28 protein-coding genes are annotated in these 15,898 nt (G+C 67.1%); 4 read left to right on the forward strand and 24 right to left on the reverse strand.

Annotated features, from left to right (window positions below):
* Positions 1–211 precede the first annotated feature (211 nt).
* The 21 genes from rplO to rpsJ form a co-directional block, all read right to left on the reverse strand.
* Positions 212–667, reverse strand: a complete 456-nt coding sequence (gene rplO, locus ACFYW9_RS05915) for a 50S ribosomal protein L15 (protein ID WP_003974249.1) — start codon at positions 665–667, stop codon at positions 212–214.
* Between the two features lie 2 nt (positions 668–669).
* On the reverse strand, positions 670–852 hold the full coding sequence (gene rpmD, locus ACFYW9_RS05920; protein ID WP_055553514.1) for a 50S ribosomal protein L30: 183 nt from the start codon (positions 850–852) through the stop codon (positions 670–672).
* Positions 852–1,454, reverse strand: coding sequence for a 30S ribosomal protein S5 (gene rpsE, locus ACFYW9_RS05925; protein ID WP_055513610.1), 603 nt, complete (start codon positions 1,452–1,454; stop codon positions 852–854). The genes rpmD and rpsE overlap by 1 nt, the downstream gene beginning before the upstream one ends.
* Positions 1,455–1,520: 66 nt before the next feature.
* On the reverse strand, positions 1,521–1,904 hold the full coding sequence (gene rplR / locus ACFYW9_RS05930; RefSeq protein ID WP_060901491.1) for a 50S ribosomal protein L18: 384 nt from the start codon (positions 1,902–1,904) through the stop codon (positions 1,521–1,523).
* 3 nt (positions 1,905–1,907) lie between these two features.
* A complete protein-coding gene (rplF, locus tag ACFYW9_RS05935) occupies positions 1,908–2,447 on the reverse strand; it encodes a 50S ribosomal protein L6 (RefSeq protein ID WP_269247080.1) in 540 nt (179 codons plus the stop codon).
* Positions 2,448–2,469: 22 nt separating this feature from the next.
* Entirely contained in the window at positions 2,470–2,868 is a 399-nt protein-coding gene (rpsH, locus tag ACFYW9_RS05940; protein ID WP_261705332.1) for a 30S ribosomal protein S8, read from the reverse strand.
* Positions 2,869–3,078: 210 nt separating this feature from the next.
* Entirely contained in the window at positions 3,079–3,264 is a 186-nt protein-coding gene (locus ACFYW9_RS05945) for a type Z 30S ribosomal protein S14 (RefSeq protein ID WP_261705331.1), read from the reverse strand.
* 5 nt (positions 3,265–3,269) lie between these two features.
* Complete coding sequence (gene rplE / locus ACFYW9_RS05950; protein ID WP_328449238.1) at positions 3,270–3,827, reverse strand: 50S ribosomal protein L5; 558 nt, start codon at positions 3,825–3,827, stop codon at positions 3,270–3,272.
* A complete protein-coding gene (gene rplX, locus ACFYW9_RS05955) occupies positions 3,827–4,150 on the reverse strand; it encodes a 50S ribosomal protein L24 (RefSeq protein WP_328449240.1) in 324 nt (107 codons plus the stop codon). Before rplX ends, rplE begins: the two co-directional genes overlap by 1 nt.
* Before the next feature lie 2 nt (positions 4,151–4,152).
* On the reverse strand, positions 4,153–4,521 hold the full coding sequence (gene rplN, locus ACFYW9_RS05960; protein WP_003998823.1) for a 50S ribosomal protein L14: 369 nt from the start codon (positions 4,519–4,521) through the stop codon (positions 4,153–4,155).
* Positions 4,522–4,621: 100 nt separating this feature from the next.
* Complete coding sequence (gene rpsQ, locus ACFYW9_RS05965) at positions 4,622–4,906, reverse strand: 30S ribosomal protein S17 (protein ID WP_266761752.1); 285 nt, start codon at positions 4,904–4,906, stop codon at positions 4,622–4,624.
* Positions 4,906–5,130: a 50S ribosomal protein L29 gene (gene rpmC, locus ACFYW9_RS05970; protein WP_003998824.1), complete on the reverse strand. Its 225-nt coding sequence runs from the start codon at positions 5,128–5,130 to the stop codon at positions 4,906–4,908. The genes rpsQ and rpmC overlap by 1 nt, the downstream gene beginning before the upstream one ends.
* The gene (rplP, locus tag ACFYW9_RS05975; RefSeq protein ID WP_010986348.1) at positions 5,130–5,549 is read right to left on the reverse strand and encodes a 50S ribosomal protein L16; all 420 of its coding nucleotides are present in this window, start codon (positions 5,547–5,549) and stop codon (positions 5,130–5,132) included. The genes rpmC and rplP overlap by 1 nt, the downstream gene beginning before the upstream one ends.
* A gap of 5 nt (positions 5,550–5,554) precedes the next feature.
* Positions 5,555–6,385 (reverse strand): 30S ribosomal protein S3, encoded by an 831-nt coding sequence (gene rpsC / locus ACFYW9_RS05980; protein WP_389145337.1) that lies wholly within the window; start codon positions 6,383–6,385, stop codon positions 5,555–5,557.
* Entirely contained in the window at positions 6,385–6,732 is a 348-nt protein-coding gene (rplV, locus tag ACFYW9_RS05985) for a 50S ribosomal protein L22 (RefSeq protein ID WP_006604878.1), read from the reverse strand. The genes rpsC and rplV overlap by 1 nt, the downstream gene beginning before the upstream one ends.
* 42 nt (positions 6,733–6,774) lie before the next feature.
* Positions 6,775–7,056: a 30S ribosomal protein S19 gene (gene rpsS / locus ACFYW9_RS05990; RefSeq protein WP_024755409.1), complete on the reverse strand. Its 282-nt coding sequence runs from the start codon at positions 7,054–7,056 to the stop codon at positions 6,775–6,777.
* 12 nt (positions 7,057–7,068) lie between these two features.
* A complete protein-coding gene (gene rplB, locus ACFYW9_RS05995) occupies positions 7,069–7,905 on the reverse strand; it encodes a 50S ribosomal protein L2 (RefSeq protein WP_153289116.1) in 837 nt (278 codons plus the stop codon).
* Between the two features lie 39 nt (positions 7,906–7,944).
* Positions 7,945–8,361, reverse strand: a complete 417-nt coding sequence (gene rplW, locus ACFYW9_RS06000) for a 50S ribosomal protein L23 (RefSeq protein ID WP_189190335.1) — start codon at positions 8,359–8,361, stop codon at positions 7,945–7,947.
* Positions 8,361–9,017, reverse strand: a complete 657-nt coding sequence (gene rplD / locus ACFYW9_RS06005) for a 50S ribosomal protein L4 (RefSeq protein ID WP_037627000.1) — start codon at positions 9,015–9,017, stop codon at positions 8,361–8,363. The genes rplW and rplD overlap by 1 nt, the downstream gene beginning before the upstream one ends.
* A gap of 4 nt (positions 9,018–9,021) precedes the next feature.
* Positions 9,022–9,666 carry a 50S ribosomal protein L3 gene (gene rplC, locus ACFYW9_RS06010; RefSeq protein WP_037627001.1) on the reverse strand — a complete coding sequence of 215 codons (645 nt, stop codon included), beginning with the start codon at positions 9,664–9,666 and terminating at the stop codon, positions 9,022–9,024.
* Between the two features lie 17 nt (positions 9,667–9,683).
* Positions 9,684–9,992 (reverse strand): 30S ribosomal protein S10, encoded by a 309-nt coding sequence (gene rpsJ, locus ACFYW9_RS06015; RefSeq protein ID WP_003948644.1) that lies wholly within the window; start codon positions 9,990–9,992, stop codon positions 9,684–9,686.
* A 661-nt stretch (positions 9,993–10,653) separates the two neighbouring features.
* Here rpsJ and ACFYW9_RS06020 point away from each other — a divergent pair.
* Positions 10,654–11,688: a hypothetical protein gene (locus ACFYW9_RS06020; protein ID WP_389145342.1), complete on the forward strand. Its 1,035-nt coding sequence runs from the start codon at positions 10,654–10,656 to the stop codon at positions 11,686–11,688.
* Between the two features lie 18 nt (positions 11,689–11,706).
* Here ACFYW9_RS06020 and ACFYW9_RS06025 read toward each other — a convergent pair whose 3' ends face one another.
* From ACFYW9_RS06025 to ACFYW9_RS06035, 3 genes are read right to left on the reverse strand one after another with little or no spacing between them, the layout of a single operon-like run.
* Complete coding sequence (locus ACFYW9_RS06025; RefSeq protein ID WP_389145345.1) at positions 11,707–12,312, reverse strand: hypothetical protein; 606 nt, start codon at positions 12,310–12,312, stop codon at positions 11,707–11,709.
* A 41-nt stretch (positions 12,313–12,353) separates the two neighbouring features.
* Positions 12,354–12,614: a DUF397 domain-containing protein gene (locus tag ACFYW9_RS06030; protein WP_389145348.1), complete on the reverse strand. Its 261-nt coding sequence runs from the start codon at positions 12,612–12,614 to the stop codon at positions 12,354–12,356.
* A 5-nt stretch (positions 12,615–12,619) separates the two neighbouring features.
* On the reverse strand, positions 12,620–13,468 hold the full coding sequence (locus ACFYW9_RS06035; RefSeq protein ID WP_389145351.1) for a helix-turn-helix domain-containing protein: 849 nt from the start codon (positions 13,466–13,468) through the stop codon (positions 12,620–12,622).
* Between the two features lie 139 nt (positions 13,469–13,607).
* Between ACFYW9_RS06035 and ACFYW9_RS06040 the strand changes: the two genes are divergently transcribed.
* The 3 genes from ACFYW9_RS06040 to ACFYW9_RS06050 all read left to right on the forward strand — a co-directional run bounded on the left by ACFYW9_RS06040 (position 13,608) and on the right by ACFYW9_RS06050 (position 15,847).
* Positions 13,608–14,180, forward strand: a complete 573-nt coding sequence (locus ACFYW9_RS06040) for an ATP-binding protein (protein ID WP_389145354.1) — start codon at positions 13,608–13,610, stop codon at positions 14,178–14,180.
* Positions 14,181–14,331: 151 nt separating this feature from the next.
* The gene (locus ACFYW9_RS06045; protein ID WP_389145357.1) at positions 14,332–15,201 is read left to right on the forward strand and encodes a helix-turn-helix domain-containing protein; all 870 of its coding nucleotides are present in this window, start codon (positions 14,332–14,334) and stop codon (positions 15,199–15,201) included.
* Positions 15,202–15,250: 49 nt separating this feature from the next.
* A complete protein-coding gene (locus ACFYW9_RS06050; RefSeq protein ID WP_389145360.1) occupies positions 15,251–15,847 on the forward strand; it encodes a Uma2 family endonuclease in 597 nt (198 codons plus the stop codon).
* Positions 15,848–15,898 lie beyond the last annotated feature (51 nt).

Consider the following 15,898-nt stretch of genomic DNA (forward strand, 5'->3'; position numbering starts at 1 on the left):
GAGGGTGACGGTCTTGAGGTTCGACGGATGACTGACAGCTAACCAACAGTCAAAGACCGCCCGGAGTTCCCGTGGGGCACGCCGGACGAAAATTAACAGTGCAGGCCACCTTACCGGCGACACTGCCCCCCTTGGAACGACCAACCGGGGATGCCCCTTTTGTGGGCATCCCCGGTCGGGATCGTTCAGGTCATCGAGACGCCTGTTGAAATCAGACGAGTTCGGTGACGGTACCGCCGGCGGCGGTGATCTTCTCCTTGGCGGAGCCGGAGACGGCGTCGACCGTCACCTGCAGCGCCACGGAGATCTCGCCCTGGCCGAGGACCTTGACGAGGCTGTTCTTGCGAACGGCACCCTTGGCGACGAGACCCTCGACGGTGACCTCGCCACCCTCCGGGTACAGCGCGGCCAGCTTGTCGAGGTTCACGACCTGGAACTCGGTCTTGAACGGGTTCTTGAAGCCCTTGAGCTTCGGGAGACGCATGTGGAGGGGCATCTGCCCGCCCTCGAAGCGCTCCGGAACCTGGTAACGGGCCTTCGTGCCCTTGGTACCACGACCGGCCGTCTTACCCTTCGACGCCTCACCACGACCGACACGGGTCTTCGCGGTCTTGGCGCCCGGGGCGGGACGGAGGTTGTGGATCTTGAGCGGGTTGTTTTCCGCCATGATCAGTCGACCTCCTCGACCGTCACGAGGTGGCGGACGGTGTGAACCATTCCGCGGAACTCGGGGCGGTCCTCCTTGACGACCTGCGTGTTGATGCCCTTGAGACCAAGGGAACGCAGGGTGTCACGGTGGTTCTGCTTGCTGCCGATGTACGACTTCGTCTGCGTGACCTTGAGGCGAGCCATTACGCACCCGCCCCGGCACGTGCACGAAGGAGAGCCGCGGGGGCGACGTCCTCGAGGGGCAGACCACGGCGAGCCGCGATCTCCTCGGGACGCTGCAGGCCCTTGAGGGCCGCCACGGTCGCGTGCACGATGTTGATCGCGTTGGAAGAACCGAGCGACTTCGACAGGATGTCGTGAACGCCGGCGCACTCCAGGACAGCTCGCACCGGGCCACCGGCGATAACGCCGGTACCGGGGGAAGCAGGCTTGAGCAGGACGACGCCCGCGGCCTTCTCGCCCGTGATCGGGTGCGGGATGGTGCCCTGGATACGGGGGACCTTGAAGAAGTGCTTCTTGGCCTCTTCAACACCCTTGGCGATCGCGGCCGGCACCTCCTTGGCCTTGCCGTAACCGACACCGACGGTGCCGTCACCATCGCCTACCACGACAAGCGCGGTGAAGCTGAAGCGACGACCACCCTTCACAACCTTGGCGACGCGGTTGATCGCGACAACGCGCTCAACGTACGCGGTCTTCTCGGCAGCAGCGCCGCCGTCACGGCCCTTCCGGTCCCGCCGCTCGCCGCCACCGGCACCGCTTCCACGGCGCTGGGGTCCAGCCATTGGATTACCTCTCTCTTTTTCCGCTAGCTACGCAGCGACAATCAAGTCGCTAGCGCGACGGGCGACTCAGAACTTGAGTCCGGCTTCGCGAGCGGCGTCCGCCAGGGCGGCGATGCGCCCGGCGTACTGGTTGCCACCACGGTCGAATACGACAGCCTCGACACCGGCGGCCTTGGCGCGCTCGGCGACCAGGGCGCCGACCGACTTCGCCTGAGCCGACTTGTCGGCCTCGCCACCGCGGATCGTGGTGTCCAGGGTCGACGCCGACGCGAGGGTGTGACCCTTAACGTCGTCGATGACCTGGGCCACGATGTGACGGTTGGAGCGCGTCACGACCAGGCGCGGACGCTCAGCCGTACCCGAGATGTGCTTACGGATCCGGATGTGACGACGCTTGATGGCAGCACGCTTGTAAGCGTCGCCCTTAGCAATCTTGACACCGTATGCCATGGCTTACTTACCCGCCTTTCCGACCTTGCGCCGGACGACTTCGCCCTCGTACTTGACGCCCTTGGCCTTGTACGGGTCGGGCTTGCGCAGCTTGCGGATGTTGGCCGCAACCTCGCCGACCTTCTGCTTGTCGATTCCCTCGACCGAGAAGTGCGTCGGGTTCTCGACCTTGAACGAGATGCCCTCGGGCGCCTCGACCGTGATCGAGTGGCTGTAGCCGAGCGAGAACTCCAGGTTGGAGCCCTTCGCCAGGACGCGGTAACCGACACCGCTGATTTCGAGCTTCTTCACGTAACCCGTGGTCACGCCGGTGATCATGTTCGCCACCAGCGTGCGGGACAGGCCGTGGAGGGCCTTGTTCTGACGCTCGTCGTTCGGGCGGGTGACATTGAGAATGCCGTCCTCACCCTTGGCGACCTCGATCGGCGCCGCGACGGTGTGGGAGAGGGAGCCCTTGGGACCCTTCACCTGGACCGTACGGCCGTCGATGGTGACGTCCACGCCGGCGGGAACCGTGATGGGGAGCTTGCCAATACGCGACATAGCTGTTTCCTCCGTTTCCCTTCTACCAGACGTAGGCGAGGACTTCTCCGCCTACGCCCTTCTTGCCGGCCTGCTTGTCGGTGAGGAGACCGTGTGACGTGGAGATGATCGCCACGCCGAGGCCACCGAGCACCCTGGGCAGGGAGGTGGACTTCGCGTACACACGCAGACCCGGCTTCGAGATCCGCTTGATGCCCGCGATGGAGCGCTCACGGTTCGGGCCGAACTTCAGCTCGAGGACGAGCTTCTTGCCGACCTCGGCGTCCTCGACCTTCCAGCCGGTGATGAAGCCCTCCTGCTGGAGGATCTCCGCGATGTGAGACTTGATCTTGCTGTGCGGCATCGCGACATCGTCGTGGTACGCCGAGTTCGCGTTACGCAGACGGGTAAGCATGTCTGCGATGGGATCAGTCATGGTCATGAATTGGCCTTCGGCCTCTCTCGCCGGGGTTTCCTGTATGCGCCATCCCTCTCCCCACTCAGTGGCGGGACGGGTGCGGTGCGGGGACCTACGGCGTAGTAAGTCGTCTGGGCGTCAGGCGCCCAACCCTCCTAGCCTAAGCCATGGAGAGGTGGGCGCCTGACAGAGCCCTTTACTTACCGAGAGTCCTGGATCCCTGAATTACAGGGACTACCAGGAACTCTTGGTCACGCCCGGCAGCTCGCCACGGTGAGCCATCTCACGAAGGCAGATGCGGCACAGGCCGAACTTGCGGTACACGGAGTGCGGACGACCGCAGCGCTGGCAGCGCGTGTAGCCACGCACACCGAACTTGGGCTTACGAGCAGCCTTGGCAATCAGAGCCTTCTTCGCCATCTCGCTTACGCCTCCTTGAAGGGGAAGCCGAGGTGACGGAGAAGGGCGCGGCCCTCAGCGTCGTTGGTCGCCGTGGTCACCACGGTGATGTCCATGCCCCGGGTACGGTCGATCTTGTCCTGGTCGATCTCGTGGAACATGACCTGCTCCGTGAGACCGAAGGTGTAGTTGCCACGGCCGTCGAACTGCTTGGGGGACAGACCACGGAAGTCGCGGATGCGCGGAAGCGCGAGCGACAGGGTGCGGTCCAGGAACTCCCACATGCGGTCGCCACGGAGCGTGACGTGGGCACCGATCGGCTGACCCTCACGCAGCTTGAACTGCGCGATGGACTTGCGGGCCTTGGTGACGGCCGGCTTCTGACCGGTGATCGTGGTCAGGTCACGGACGGCACCGTCCATGAGCTTCGAGTCACGGGCGGCGTCGCCGACACCCATGTTGACCACGATCTTGACGAGGCCCGGCGTCTGCATGACGTTCTCGTAGGAGAACTCTTCCTGCAGCTTCGCCGCGATCTCCTCGCGGTACTTCGTCTTGAGACGCGGAGTGGTGGTGGTAGCCATCAGATGTCCTCACCCGTCCGCTTGGCAACGCGGATCTTGTTGCCCTCTTCGTCGAAGCGGTAACCGACGCGCGTGACGACCTTGTTGCCGTCCTTCTCAACGACCAGCTGGACGTTGGAGACGTGGACGGGCGCCTCGGTCGTGACGATGCCACCGGCCTGAGAACCCTTGGCGGTCGGACCGGCCTTCGTGTGCTTCTTGACCCGGTTGACACCCTCGACCAGGACGCGCTCGTCGCGCGGGTAAGCGGCAATGACCTTGCCCTGCTTGCCCTTGTCCTTACCGGTGATGACCTGAACCAGGTCGCCCTTCTTGATCTTCATGCTTACAGCACCTCCGGCGCGAGCGAGATGATCTTCATGAACTTCTTCTCGCGCAGCTCACGGCCGACGGGGCCGAAGATACGGGTGCCGCGAGGGTCGCCGTCGTTCTTCAGAATGACGGCGGCGTTCTCGTCGAAGCGGATGTACGAGCCGTCCGGACGGCGGCGCTCCTTGACGGTGCGAACGATGACAGCCTTGACGACGTCACCCTTCTTCACGTTGCCGCCGGGGATCGCGTCCTTGACGGTGGCGACGATCACGTCACCGATGCCCGCGTAGCGGCGACCGGAGCCACCGAGCACACGGATGCAAAGGATTTCCTTCGCACCAGTGTTGTCGGCGACACGCAGTCGCGACTCCTGCTGGATCACGTCTATCTCCTGTTTGTCTGCCGGTTCCCGGGGCGGGGTCGTTCATCACGACCCCGCCCCGAGCCTGGCGGAACCAACCTCAGGGAAACCCCTCAGGTACTTACTTGGCCTTCTCGAGGATCTCGACGATGCGCCAGCGCTTCGTCGAGGACAGCGGCCGGGTCTCCATCAGGAGGACGCGGTCGCCGACGCCGGCGGCGTTCTGCTCGTCGTGGGCCTTGAGCTTGTTCGTACGGCGGATGACCTTGCCGTACAGCGCGTGCTTCACGCGGTCCTCGACAGCGACGACGACGGTCTTGTCCATCTTGTCGCTGACGACCAGACCCTCACGGGTCTTGCGGAAACCGCGGTCGGTCTTCTGCTCAGTCACGTTGCTCTCGCTCATCAGGCGCTCTCCACCGTCTCGATGCCCAGCTCGCGCTCACGCATCAGGGTGTAGATCCGCGCGATGTCCTTGCGGACGGCCTTGAGCCGACCGTGGTTCTCGAGCTGACCGGTCGCCGCCTGGAAGCGGAGGTTGAACAGCTCTTCCTTGGCTTCGCGGAGCTTCGCGAGAAGCTCCTCGTCACCCAGTTCGCGCAGCTCGGACGCCTTGGTACCGGCCGACATCACGCTTCACCTGCCTCGCGCTTGACGATCCGGCACTTCATCGGCAGCTTGTGGGCTGCGCGAGTGAGGGCCTCACGGGCGATCTTCTCGTTGGGGTAGGACAGTTCGAACATGACCCGGCCCGGGTGCACGTTCGCGATCCACCACTCGGGGGAACCCTTACCGGAACCCATGCGGGTCTCGGCAGGCTTCTTCGTGAGCGGGCGGTCCGGGTAGATGTTGATCCAGACCTTGCCGCCACGCTTGATGTGGCGGGTCATCGCGATACGCGCGGCCTCGATCTGGCGGTTCGTCACGTACGCCGGCGTGAGGGCCTGAATGCCGTACTCGCCGAACGAAACCTGCGTACCGCCCTTGGCCTGACCACGGCGCTTCGGGTGGTGCTGCTTGCGGTGCTTGACCCTACGGGGGATCAGCATGTCGGTCAGGCCTCCGTTCCGGTGCTCTCAGCCGGAGCGGCGACGGGAGCCTCGGCCTTGGGGGCCTCGGCAGCCGGAGCCTGCTGCGGCTTACGACCGCGACCGCCACGCTCGCCACCGCGGCCACCACGGCCGGCCGGGCGCTCGGCACCGCCACGGGCCGGGCGGTTGCCGGCACGGGCAGCGGCGTTCTCGGCGCGGACCTCGGCGATGTTCTTGACGTCGCCCTTGTAGATCCAGACCTTCACACCGATACGGCCGAAGGTCGTCTTGGCCTCGAAGAAGCCGTAGTCGACGTTCGCGCGGAGCGTGTGCAGGGGCACACGGCCCTCGCGGTAGAACTCCGAGCGGGACATCTCGGCGCCGCCGAGACGGCCACCGCACTGGATCTTGATGCCCTTGGCGCCGGCCTTCATCGTGCCCTGCATGCTCTTACGCATGGCGCGACGGAAGGAGACGCGGGAGGAGAGCTGCTCGGCAACGGCCTGGGCGACGAGCTGAGCATCGGTCTCGGGGCTCTTGACCTCGAGGATGTTCAGCTGGACCTGCTTGCCCGTGAGCTTCTCGAGGTCACCGCGGATGCGGTCGGCCTCGGCGCCACGGCGGCCGATGACGATGCCCGGACGCGCGGTGTGGATGTCCACCCGCACACGGTCACGGGTGCGCTCGATCTCAACCTTCGAGATGCCGGCGCGCTCCATGCCGGACGTCATCATCCGACGGATGGCGACGTCTTCCTTGACGTAGTCCTTGTACAGCTTGTCGGCGTACCAGCGGGACTTGAAGTCCGTGGTGATGCCGAGCCGGAACCCATGCGGGTTAACCTTCTGGCCCATTACCGGGTTCCTTCCTTGCTGCTGACGACCACGGTGATGTGGCTGGTCCGCTTGCGGATCCGGTAGGCACGGCCCTGGGCGCGCGGCCGGAACCGCTTCAGGGTCGGACCCTCGTCGACGTACGCCTCGGAGATGACAAGGCTGCCGGCGTCGGTGTGGTCGTAGTTGTGTGCGGCGTTGGCGATGGCGCTGTCAAGCACCTTGCCAACCGGCACGCTCGCGGCCTGCGGGGCGAAACGCAGGACCGCCTGAGCCTCCGTGGCATCCATGCCACGGATAAGGTCCACCACTCGGCGGGCCTTCATGGGCGTGACGCGGATGTACCGCGCCTGGGCCCTGGCTTCCATGGTTGTCCTTCCAGTGTCTGTCATGGTCGATTCCACCCCGCGTTAGCGGCGCTTCGACTTCCGGTCGTCCTTGACGTGACCCCGGAAGGTGCGCGTCGGCGAGAACTCGCCGAGCTTGTGGCCGACCATCGACTCGGTGACAAACACCGGGATGTGGGTCTTGCCGTTGTGCACCGCGATCGTGTGGCCGAGCATGGCCGGGATGATCATCGAGCGACGGGACCAGGTCTTGATGACGTTCTTGGTACCGGCTTCGTTCTGTACGTCCACCTTCTTTACGAGGTGTCCGTCGACGAAGGGTCCCTTCTTGAGACTACGCGGCATCTAAACCCGCTCCTAGCGCTTCTTGTTCGTCTTGCGGCGGCGGACGATGTACTTGTTCGAAGCCTTCTTCGGCGAACGAGTACGACCCTCCTTCTGACCCCACGGCGAGACCGGGTGACGACCACCGGAGGTCTTGCCCTCACCACCACCGTGCGGGTGGTCAACCGGGTTCATCGCCACACCGCGGACGGACGGGCGAACGCCCAGCCAGCGCTTACGGCCGGCCTTACCCCAGTTGATGTTGCTCTGCTCGGCGTTGCCGACCTCGCCGACCGTGGCGCGGCAGCGCTGGTCGACCAGGCGGATCTCACCGGAAGGCATACGAAGGTGGGCCATCGTGCCCTCCTTCGCGAGCAGCTGCACCGAGGCACCGGCGGAGCGGGCGAACTTGGCGCCGCCACCGGGACGGATCTCGATCGCGTGGATCGTGGTACCGACCGGGATGTTGCGGAGCGCCAGGTTGTTGCCCGGCTTGATGTCGGCCCCGGGACCGTTCTCGACGCGGTCACCCTGCGACAGGTTGCGGGGGGCGAGGATGTAGCGCTTCTCGCCGTCCGCGTAGTGCAGCAGCGCGATGCGCGCGGTGCGGTTGGGGTCGTACTCGATGTGCGCGACCTTCGCCGGCACGCCGTCCTTGTCGTGACGACGGAAGTCGATCACTCGGTAGGCGCGCTTGTGTCCGCCACCCTGGTGGCGAACGGTCACACGACCGGAATTGTTACGGCCGCCCTTGCTGTGCAGGGGGCGAACCAGCGACTTCTCCGGCGTGGACCGCGTGACCTCGACGAAGTCGGCGACGCTGGAGCCACGACGGCCCGGCGTAGTCGGCTTGTACTTGCGGATTCCCATTTCTCAGTCCTCGTCCGATATTCGGACCAGGGCACTCCGTTAGGAGGCCTGGCCGAAGATGTCGATACGGTCGCCCTCAGCGAGGGTCACGATCGCGCGCTTGCTGTCGGCACGCTTGCCGAAGCCCGTCTTGGTGCGCTTGCGCTTGCCCTGACGGTTGATCGTGTTGACCCCGGTGACCTTGACCGAGAAGACCGCCTGGACGGCCTGCTTGATCTGGGTCTTGTTGGCCCGCGGGTCCACGACGAAGGTGTACTTGCCCTCGTCGAGCAGCGCGTAGCTCTTCTCCGAGACGACCGGCTTGAGGAGGACGTCACGGGGATCCGTGAAGCTCTTGCTCAGCGGGGTCTCGACGGTGTTCTTGCCTTCGGCCTCGTGGCGCTTCGCCTTGGCGACGCGCGCGACCTTCTTGGCCTTGGCGGCCTTCGAGGCAATGCTCGGGTGACGCGTAGCCATCAGGCTTCGCTCCCTTCGGTGTCAGCGGCCTGGGGGCCAGACACGAAGGACTCGAAAGCGGCCTGGGTGAAGACCACGTCGTCCGAGACGAGAACGTCGTACGTGTTCAGCTGGCCCGGCTCCAGGATGTGGACCTGGGGCAGGTTGCGCGCGGAGAGCAGCGCGGCCTCGTCGGAGCGCTCGATGACCAGGAGCACGTTCTTGCGCTCGCTGACCTTGCCGAGGAAGCTCTTCGCGGCCTTGGTGGAGGGGGTCTCGCCCTCGATCACGCCGGTGATGACGTGGATGCGAGCGTTGCGGGCCCGGTCGGTGAGGGCGTGGCGCAGGGCCGCGGCCTTCATCTTCTTCGGGGTCCGCTGCGAGTAGTCACGCGGCGTGGGGCCGTGGACGACGCCACCGCCGGCGAACTGCGGCGCGCGGGTCGAACCCTGACGGGCGCGGCCGGTGCCCTTCTGGCGGTAAGGCTTGCGGCCACCACCACGGACCTCGCCACGACGCTTGACCTTGTGCGTGCCCTGACGGGCCGCGGCCAGCTGCGCGACGACAACCTGGTGAAGCAGCGGGATGCTGATCTTCTCTACATCGAAGATCTCCGCCGGGAGCTCAACGGTCCCGGCGGTGTCGCCGGAGGGCGACAGAATGTCAATGGTGCTCATGTCCTCAGGCCCCCTTGGCCGCGGTACGGACCAGGACGAGGCCGCCGTTCGGACCAGGGATCGCTCCCTTGATGAGGAGCAGGCCCTTCTCCGCGTCAACGGCGTGAACGGTCAGGTTCTGGGTGGTGACCCGCTCGTTGCCCATGCGGCCCGCCATGCGGACGCCCTTGAACACACGGCCCGGGGTGGCACAGCCACCGATGGAGCCGGGGGAGCGGTGCTTGCGCTGGACACCGTGTCCGGCGCCGAGGCCCTTGAAGTTGTGACGCTTCATGACACCGGCGAAGCCCTTGCCCTTGCTCTTGCCGGTCACGTCCACCTTGATGCCGGCCTCGAACACCTCAGCGGTGATCTCCTGGCCGAGGGTGTACTCGCTGGCGTCAGCGGTACGGATCTCGACGAGGTGGCGGCGGGGAGTGACGTCGGCCTTCGCGAAGTGGCCCTTGAGGGGCTTGTTCACCTTGCGCGGGTCGATCTCGCCGAACGCGATCTGGACGGACTCGTAGCCGTCGACGTCGTTCGTGCGGACCTGGGTCACGACGTTCGGGCCGGCCTTGACGACGGTGACGGGAACAACACGGTTGTTCTCGTCCCACACCTGCGTCATGCCGAGCTTCTCGCCGAGGATGCCCTTGATCTGCTTAGCCATTCTCAGATCACCGATCCCTAGAGCTTGATCTCGATGTCGACACCGGCCGGGAGGTCGAGTCGCATCAGGGAGTCAACGGTCTTGGGCGTGGGGTCGAGGATGTCGATGAGGCGCTTGTGCGTGCGCATCTCGAAGTGCTCGCGAGAGTCCTTGTACTTGTGCGGCGACTTGATGACGCAGTACACGTTCTTCTCAGTGGGCAGCGGCACCGGGCCCGCGACCGACGCACCAGTGCGCGTCACCGTCTCGACGATCTTCTTCGCCGACGAATCGATGACCTCGTGGTCGTAGGCCTTGAGCCGGATGCGGATCTTCTGTCCCGCCATGGCTACTCAGTAGTCCTTTGTCTCGATTAAAACGCTCTGGTACCCGGGGGTTCGCGTCCTGACCTCCGACCCACGCGGTCGGGTGTGTCGCGCTCCTGCCGACAGGGATATCCGTCACGGATTTCCCTACGAGGGACGCGGCTCCGCCCGAAAGCAACCGCAGGACCGGGGGTGAGAACACCCACCGGGTGCCTGGTCTGCACCCCGCTGACACTTCCCGGAAGATTCCCGTACGTCCGCCCCAGCGCTGCCTCACGACAGATTGGGCGACGAGTACTGTGGGACTCGCTTCCAGTCCTCCCGACGGGAGGCGCGCAGCATCGGCACTCGACCGAGCAACCCCGTTAGTCTGCCATACCGGACGGCCCCCTGGCCAATCGAGCCGAGGATCGTACCCCCAAGGTGACGCAGGTCAAACCCCGGGCACGCGGGCGGGCCGGCCGAAATCTCCGCTCGGGGCAAACTCGGGGCAAATGCGCCGGAAAGCGCACCCCCGCCGGTGACGCTCCGCGCCAGGCCGTGGAGTCCCCGCCGGCGGATTCCCTCGGCCGGATTCTCCAGCGCTCGATCCGCGGTCTCCGCCGGCGGCGTGACACCGCCCGTGCCGCCGTGCCGCGACCTCCCTCGGTTCCGGCTCCCGTTGGACCCGTAGCCTCGCCCCATGTCCCGCACCACTCCCCCGCGCCCCCTGGACGTCGCCGCTCTCTTCCCCGAGCTCGCGCCCCTGGCCCGTACCGCCGTCCGACTGCATCCGCGTCCAAGTACCCCTACGGTCAGGGACAGTTCGATCGGCGGCCCCCTCCTGTGGCCGGCCGACGAGCCGTGGCCCACCTGCCCCGACCACGACGCGCCCACGCACAGCGGTCTGGCCCCCGACGACGTACGGCTACGGCGGCGCATCCTCGCCGACGGCTGGACCCGGCCCCGCGCCGAGGGCGCCGACTTCCTCACCCCCGAGGAGCGCGTGATCGTCGACCGTGCCGTCGCGAAGACGCGGATACCGCAGGACGGCCCGGTCCCGCTCGTCCCCGTGGTCCAGCTCTACGCCGCCGACATCCCCGCGCTGCCCCGCCCGGCCGGCACCGACCTGCTGCAGGTCCTCTGGTGCCCCTTCGACCACGACGAGGACCACCTCCCCGCCGCCGAGCTGTACTGGCGGGCCTCCGCCGACGTCACCGACCCGCTCCCCGCGCCCCCGGAGCCGTCGGTGATCGGCAGCGACGACTACCTGCCCGAACCGTGCCTCCTCCACCCCGAGACGGTCACCGAGTACCCGGCGCCGCACGAACTCCCCGAGGAACTGGCGGACCGGATCGAGGCCTGGGAGGACGAACAGGACCCTGACGACGAGGACCCGGACGACGAGGACGACATCGAGGCCGTCGACTACCAGTACGACCTCAGCGTCGCCCCCGGCTGCAAGCTCGGCGGCCACGCGCCCTGGAGTTTCAGCGATCCGTTCCCGATGTCCTGCCCCGAGTGCGGCGCGGACGTCCGCCCGCTGCTCACCGTCGACGGCTCCGAATGGGACGGCGGCAGCGGCAGCTGGCGCCCCCTGGAGGACGCCGGGTACGACGGCCTGCATTTCCTCGGCCCGGCCTGCGCCACCCGGCTCAACATCGGCCGCGGCTACAGCATGCAGATCTACGTGTGCGTGTCCTCGTACGACCATCCGCACGTGCAGAACATGCAGTGACCGCTCTCCCGGCGGGCCTCAGAACGGCGCGAGCAACCGCTCCAGCTCCGCGTCGTACGCCCTGTACCCCGCCTTGCCCTGCTCCGGCGCACCGGAGTCCGGGCGCAGGGTGTCCGGAAGCTCGGCCACCCGCCACATCCGGAAGACGCCTTCGGGAGTGTTGCGCCCGGTGTCGCCCACGAGCTCACAGGCGACGCGGATGATCCCGGCGACCAGGCTCCCGCCCTCCTCGGCGTCCACTCCGGCCGCGATGCCGGCGGTCACCAAGGCATCCAGCAGACTGGCCAGTTGGAGATCCGCGCCCATGCGGCACATCCGGCGTACGACGTGCGGCTCCTCCAGATACGCGACGTTCTCCGCCGACTCCGGAACCCAGGTGACGCCCGCCGACCAGAGCAGCAGGAACGGCGCCTCGACCGGGTGCTCGCGCAGGTATCCCAGCTCGTCCGAGATCGCCATGACGGACGCGTCGAACCGGCCGATCGTCCGGACCGCCGCCATGATCCGTGCGATGTCCTCGCCCCTGGGCGCCAGGAAGTCCCCCACCGAGACATCGACCAGGTCCCAGGTGCCGGTGTGGTTCACCGCGCCGATCTCGACGACTCCGCCCAGGGCGGCGAACACGGTACGCGCGTAGCTCTGCGGGTGGATCGCCGCTCCCCCGGTCAGCCCTGGGCGACGAAGCCGATGAACGCCGACCAGGCGGCGGGGGCCATCACCAGGCGCGCGCCGCCCGGCTTCTTGGAGTCACGGATGTGGATCACGGTGGGGGTGGGGGCTATCTCGACGCAGTCGTTTCCGTTGCTGCTGTCGCTGTAGCTGCTCTTGCGCCACTCCAGGGCGACTTCGACGCAGTCGCCGGCTTCGCTGCTGCTGTAGCTGCTCTTGAACCAGAGAAGATCCGAGGAGATATCGGTGGAGGTCATGTGGATCACGTTTCTCCCAGCGCTCGCTCGATGAAAGCCACGGACTCTCCCGGCGTGAGTGCCTGGGCCCGGATGATGCCGTACCGCAGCTCCAGAACCCGGATATGCCGTGGGTCCGAAACCGGCCGCCCGGCGAACTCGTCGTCCGTGCGCCCGACGGCAGTACCGTCCCCGAACTTCAGCACCTGGATCCGCCCACCCGTGCCCGGGTGATCGGCGCGACCTGTCGGCATCACTTGAAGCTCCACGAATGGCAACCGGGCCACCTCCAGCATGTGTTCGAGCTGACGGCGCAGCACCATTGTGCCCCCGACAGGTCGGCGCAAGGTCACCTCTTCTTGGACGAAGCTGAGTTCGGAAGCCGGCGACCGCTCGAAGACGGACTTGCGGGCCACCCTCGCGGCAACCATCCGCTCCAGCTCGTCCGGCGAATAGGCCGGCCGCCAGGTACCGAGCAACGCACGCGCGTACTCGGGCGTCTGCAACAACCCATGGATGTTGTGGTTGCTGTACAGCAGAAGCTCGACCGCCCGCTCCTCCAGCATCTTCAGCTCGCGGACCTTCTTCGGGTACCGGGCCTTCTCCATGTCCTCCTTGAAGGCGCGGAGATGCCCGCCGGCGTCCAGGACGTCGTCCGCGCGGTCCAGGAAGTCCGCCCGGGGAATCCGCGCGCCCCGCTCCACCTTCCGGACCAGGTCCTCCCCGTACCCGATCGCCCGCCCGAACTCGACCACTCGCATCCCGGCCGCCTCCCGCCAGAGCCTGACCTGGCGGCCGGTCGCCTCGACCACCGGGGCGATCTCGTCCTCGGGGCTCACGTCCCACCCCGGCTCGTCCGCACTCTCGCTGCTCACACCCACCCACCTCCAACGCGCACCGTTCCCGTACGACACCCAGGACAGCCGGGACAGATCGGGACAACGACCGGACAAACCCCGTACGCACCGACGTCATCGCAGCTCACCGTAGGCGGAGTCGGACACGCTGAGTGACGTGAATCAGGAAACCGCCGGGCCCGAGGCCCAACGCGTCGAACCCGTCCGCAACTTCAGCGTGCTGCTGTCCCCCACGCCACGCGGTGCCCGTCTGGCCAGGCTGCTCGCGACCGAACAACTCCGCTCCTGGGAGCTGCCGTTGAGCCCGGCCGACCAGATCGTCGCCGAGCTCGCGAACAACGCGGCGACGCACGGCCGCGTACCGGGACGGGACTTCCGGCTCACGCTGTACGTCGTCGGCGACACCCTCCGCATCGAGGTGACGGACACCGTGGGTGACCGGCTTCCCCGACTCGGCCCGGCGGAGGCCGACATCGACTCGGGGCACGGCCTGCTCCTCGTGGACGCGTTCGCGGACCGCTGGGGCGTGACACCGGGACCGCCCCCGCGCAAGACCGCCTGGGCCGAACTGAGACTTCGGAAACCGGAACGTGAAGACCCGTGCTCCGGCGTGACCAGCGGTCTCCCCCAAGAACCACCGGGGAGAAAGAACCCCACCAAACCCCACCCCTCCCGCCCGTGGCGCAGCATCACTCCCCCGAGTGAATATGCCCAACTGGACTGGATTTGAGGTGGGTTGCCTGTTCTACGCTCAGCGCGACAGATCACGACCACAGGCATCCGCAGACATCCGCGGACCTGCGGCAGGAAATGCGACGGCCCCCGCCGGGAGTAGCAATCCCTGCGAGGGCCTGACCACCGAGGAAGTTCGGAGCTTCCTGATGGACAGTGAAAACCCTAGCGCGCCCGCGCGCCCCCAGTCCCGTATCCCGGGCAAGAATCACCCTCGCAGGCGCCCTCATTCCGGCGTCGTGCACGACAACGTCCACCACACCAGCAATTTCACGGTGGTCGGCAACCACCTCGCCCAGCACCCGGAACTGTCCGGACTCGCCATCGGGCTGGGCCTCCACATCCAGTCGCTCCCCACCGGCGCCCCCATCGACATCAAAACCCTCGCCTCCCGCTTCCCCGAGGGCGCCACCCGTATCTCCGCCGCCCTGCGCGAGCTGGAGGCACACGGCTACCTGCGCCGCACCCGCGAACGCACCCCCGACGGCCGGATCGTCACCCGCACGGTCTCCTGCAACCGCCCGGGACACCACCGCACGGCAGACGCGACCGCAGCCCACAGGCCGCCCGCCCGACGCCCGGCACCGGCCGACCGCCCTCGCCGCAAGGCGCTCCCGGCCGTCCCGCAGCCCGCGTACGCCTCCCCCGCCCTCCTCCAGACAGCCATCGACCTCCTCGCAGGTCTCCGCCGCGAGGACCCCCGCCTCCTCCTCTCCGCCTCCGACGCCGAACACCTCGCCCCTGGCGTCGCCGCCTGGCTCGAACGCGACCTCACCCCCACCGCCGTACGCCACGCCCTGACGAGCACCCTGCCGGACGAGCCCCTGCACCGCCCGGTCGCCCTCCTCGCCCACCGCCTCACGGCCCAGTTGCCGCCACCACCCCCGTTCCGTGCCCCCGCACCACCCCCGGCCGTCCGGCATCCGCTCCGGAACTGCGACGGCTGCGACAGGGGAATCCGCACGGCCGAGCCCGGACTGTGTCGCGACTGCCGATCCGATCCCCCGGAGGCCGCCTAGCATGAACGTGACGATCCTTGCCCCTGGGCACAGACGAGGAGCGAGCGCCATGACCATCGCCCCGGACGACGCGCGGCAGGGCACCTCCCACCTGTACCGGGCCATGCGCGACTTCGTGGAGTCCACGGACGGCACCCTTCCCGGCAAATTCGAGATCACCAAGGAAGGGATCGTCGTCGACATGACGTCGCCGGTCCGGCAGCACGAGCTCACCGCGTTGCGTCTCCGGAAACGCCTGGAGAAGGTCATGCCCGAGGAGATCGCGGCCCACACGGGCGAACCTGATGTCGAAGTGGCGCCGGAAAGCATCATGCCCCGCCCCGACATCATGGTGATCGCAGAGGCGGACATGGAGGGAGACAGGTCCTTCGACCCGCTCACGCTCATCGCCGCCGTTGAGATCGTGTCCCGCTCCAACCCGGACAACGACTGGGTCAGCAAGATGCGCGACTACCCCCTCATGGGCATCCCCGTCTACGCGATCTTCGACCCCCGCACCGGCACCGGCGCCGTCCTCACCGACATCCACTCCACCCCGGACGGCCCCCGCTACGCGACCCGCAAGGACTTCGTCTACGGCGAGGACGTGACGATCGCCGACTGGATCATCTCCACGGCGGACCTTCCGCTCTACCCGAGCGTCTGAACCCGGACACGGTGAAGGGGTCCGTAGGGACGAACCCGTACGGACCCCTCT

The organism is Streptomyces sp. NPDC002698 (genome assembly GCF_042888945.1).
GTDB lineage: Bacteria > Actinomycetota > Actinomycetes > Streptomycetales > Streptomycetaceae > Streptomyces.

Excerpts from the sequence above, each read along its gene's own strand:
- rplO (WP_003974249.1), bottom strand. The coding sequence starts at position 667 with ATGGCGGAAAACAACCCGCTCAAGATCCACAACCTCCGTCCCGCCCCG.
- rpmD (WP_055553514.1), bottom strand. The coding sequence starts at position 852 with ATGGCTCGCCTCAAGGTCACGCAGACGAAGTCGTACATCGGCAGCAAG.
- rpsE (WP_055513610.1), bottom strand. The coding sequence starts at position 1,454 with ATGGCTGGACCCCAGCGCCGTGGAAGCGGTGCCGGTGGCGGCGAGCGG.
- rplR (WP_060901491.1), bottom strand. The coding sequence starts at position 1,904 with ATGGCATACGGTGTCAAGATTGCTAAGGGCGACGCTTACAAGCGTGCT.
- rplF (WP_269247080.1), bottom strand. The coding sequence starts at position 2,447 with ATGTCGCGTATTGGCAAGCTCCCCATCACGGTTCCCGCCGGCGTGGAC.
- rpsH (WP_261705332.1), bottom strand. The coding sequence starts at position 2,868 with ATGACCATGACTGATCCCATCGCAGACATGCTTACCCGTCTGCGTAAC.
- ACFYW9_RS05945 (WP_261705331.1), bottom strand. The coding sequence starts at position 3,264 with ATGGCGAAGAAGGCTCTGATTGCCAAGGCTGCTCGTAAGCCCAAGTTC.
- rplE (WP_328449238.1), bottom strand. The coding sequence starts at position 3,827 with ATGGCTACCACCACCACTCCGCGTCTCAAGACGAAGTACCGCGAGGAG.
- rplX (WP_328449240.1), bottom strand. The coding sequence starts at position 4,150 with ATGAAGATCAAGAAGGGCGACCTGGTTCAGGTCATCACCGGTAAGGAC.
- rpsQ (WP_266761752.1), bottom strand. The coding sequence starts at position 4,906 with ATGAGCGAGAGCAACGTGACTGAGCAGAAGACCGACCGCGGTTTCCGC.
- rpmC (WP_003998824.1), bottom strand. The coding sequence starts at position 5,130 with ATGTCGGCCGGTACCAAGGCGTCCGAGCTGCGCGAACTGGGTGACGAG.
- rplP (WP_010986348.1), bottom strand. The coding sequence starts at position 5,549 with ATGCTGATCCCCCGTAGGGTCAAGCACCGCAAGCAGCACCACCCGAAG.
- rpsC (WP_389145337.1), bottom strand. The coding sequence starts at position 6,385 with ATGGGCCAGAAGGTTAACCCGCATGGGTTCCGGCTCGGCATCACCACG.
- rplV (WP_006604878.1), bottom strand. The coding sequence starts at position 6,732 with ATGGAAGCCAGGGCCCAGGCGCGGTACATCCGCGTCACGCCCATGAAG.
- rpsS (WP_024755409.1), bottom strand. The coding sequence starts at position 7,056 with ATGCCGCGTAGTCTCAAGAAGGGACCCTTCGTCGACGGACACCTCGTA.
- rplB (WP_153289116.1), bottom strand. The coding sequence starts at position 7,905 with ATGGGAATCCGCAAGTACAAGCCGACTACGCCGGGCCGTCGTGGCTCC.
- rplW (WP_189190335.1), bottom strand. The coding sequence starts at position 8,361 with ATGGCTACGCGTCACCCGAGCATTGCCTCGAAGGCCGCCAAGGCCAAG.
- rplD (WP_037627000.1), bottom strand. The coding sequence starts at position 9,017 with ATGAGCACCATTGACATTCTGTCGCCCTCCGGCGACACCGCCGGGACC.
- rplC (WP_037627001.1), bottom strand. The coding sequence starts at position 9,666 with ATGGCTAAGCAGATCAAGGGCATCCTCGGCGAGAAGCTCGGCATGACG.
- rpsJ (WP_003948644.1), bottom strand. The coding sequence starts at position 9,992 with ATGGCGGGACAGAAGATCCGCATCCGGCTCAAGGCCTACGACCACGAG.
- ACFYW9_RS06020 (WP_389145342.1), top strand. The coding sequence starts at position 10,654 with ATGTCCCGCACCACTCCCCCGCGCCCCCTGGACGTCGCCGCTCTCTTC.
- ACFYW9_RS06030 (WP_389145348.1), bottom strand. The coding sequence starts at position 12,614 with ATGACCTCCACCGATATCTCCTCGGATCTTCTCTGGTTCAAGAGCAGC.
- ACFYW9_RS06045 (WP_389145357.1), top strand. The coding sequence starts at position 14,332 with ATGGACAGTGAAAACCCTAGCGCGCCCGCGCGCCCCCAGTCCCGTATC.
- ACFYW9_RS06050 (WP_389145360.1), top strand. The coding sequence starts at position 15,251 with ATGACCATCGCCCCGGACGACGCGCGGCAGGGCACCTCCCACCTGTAC.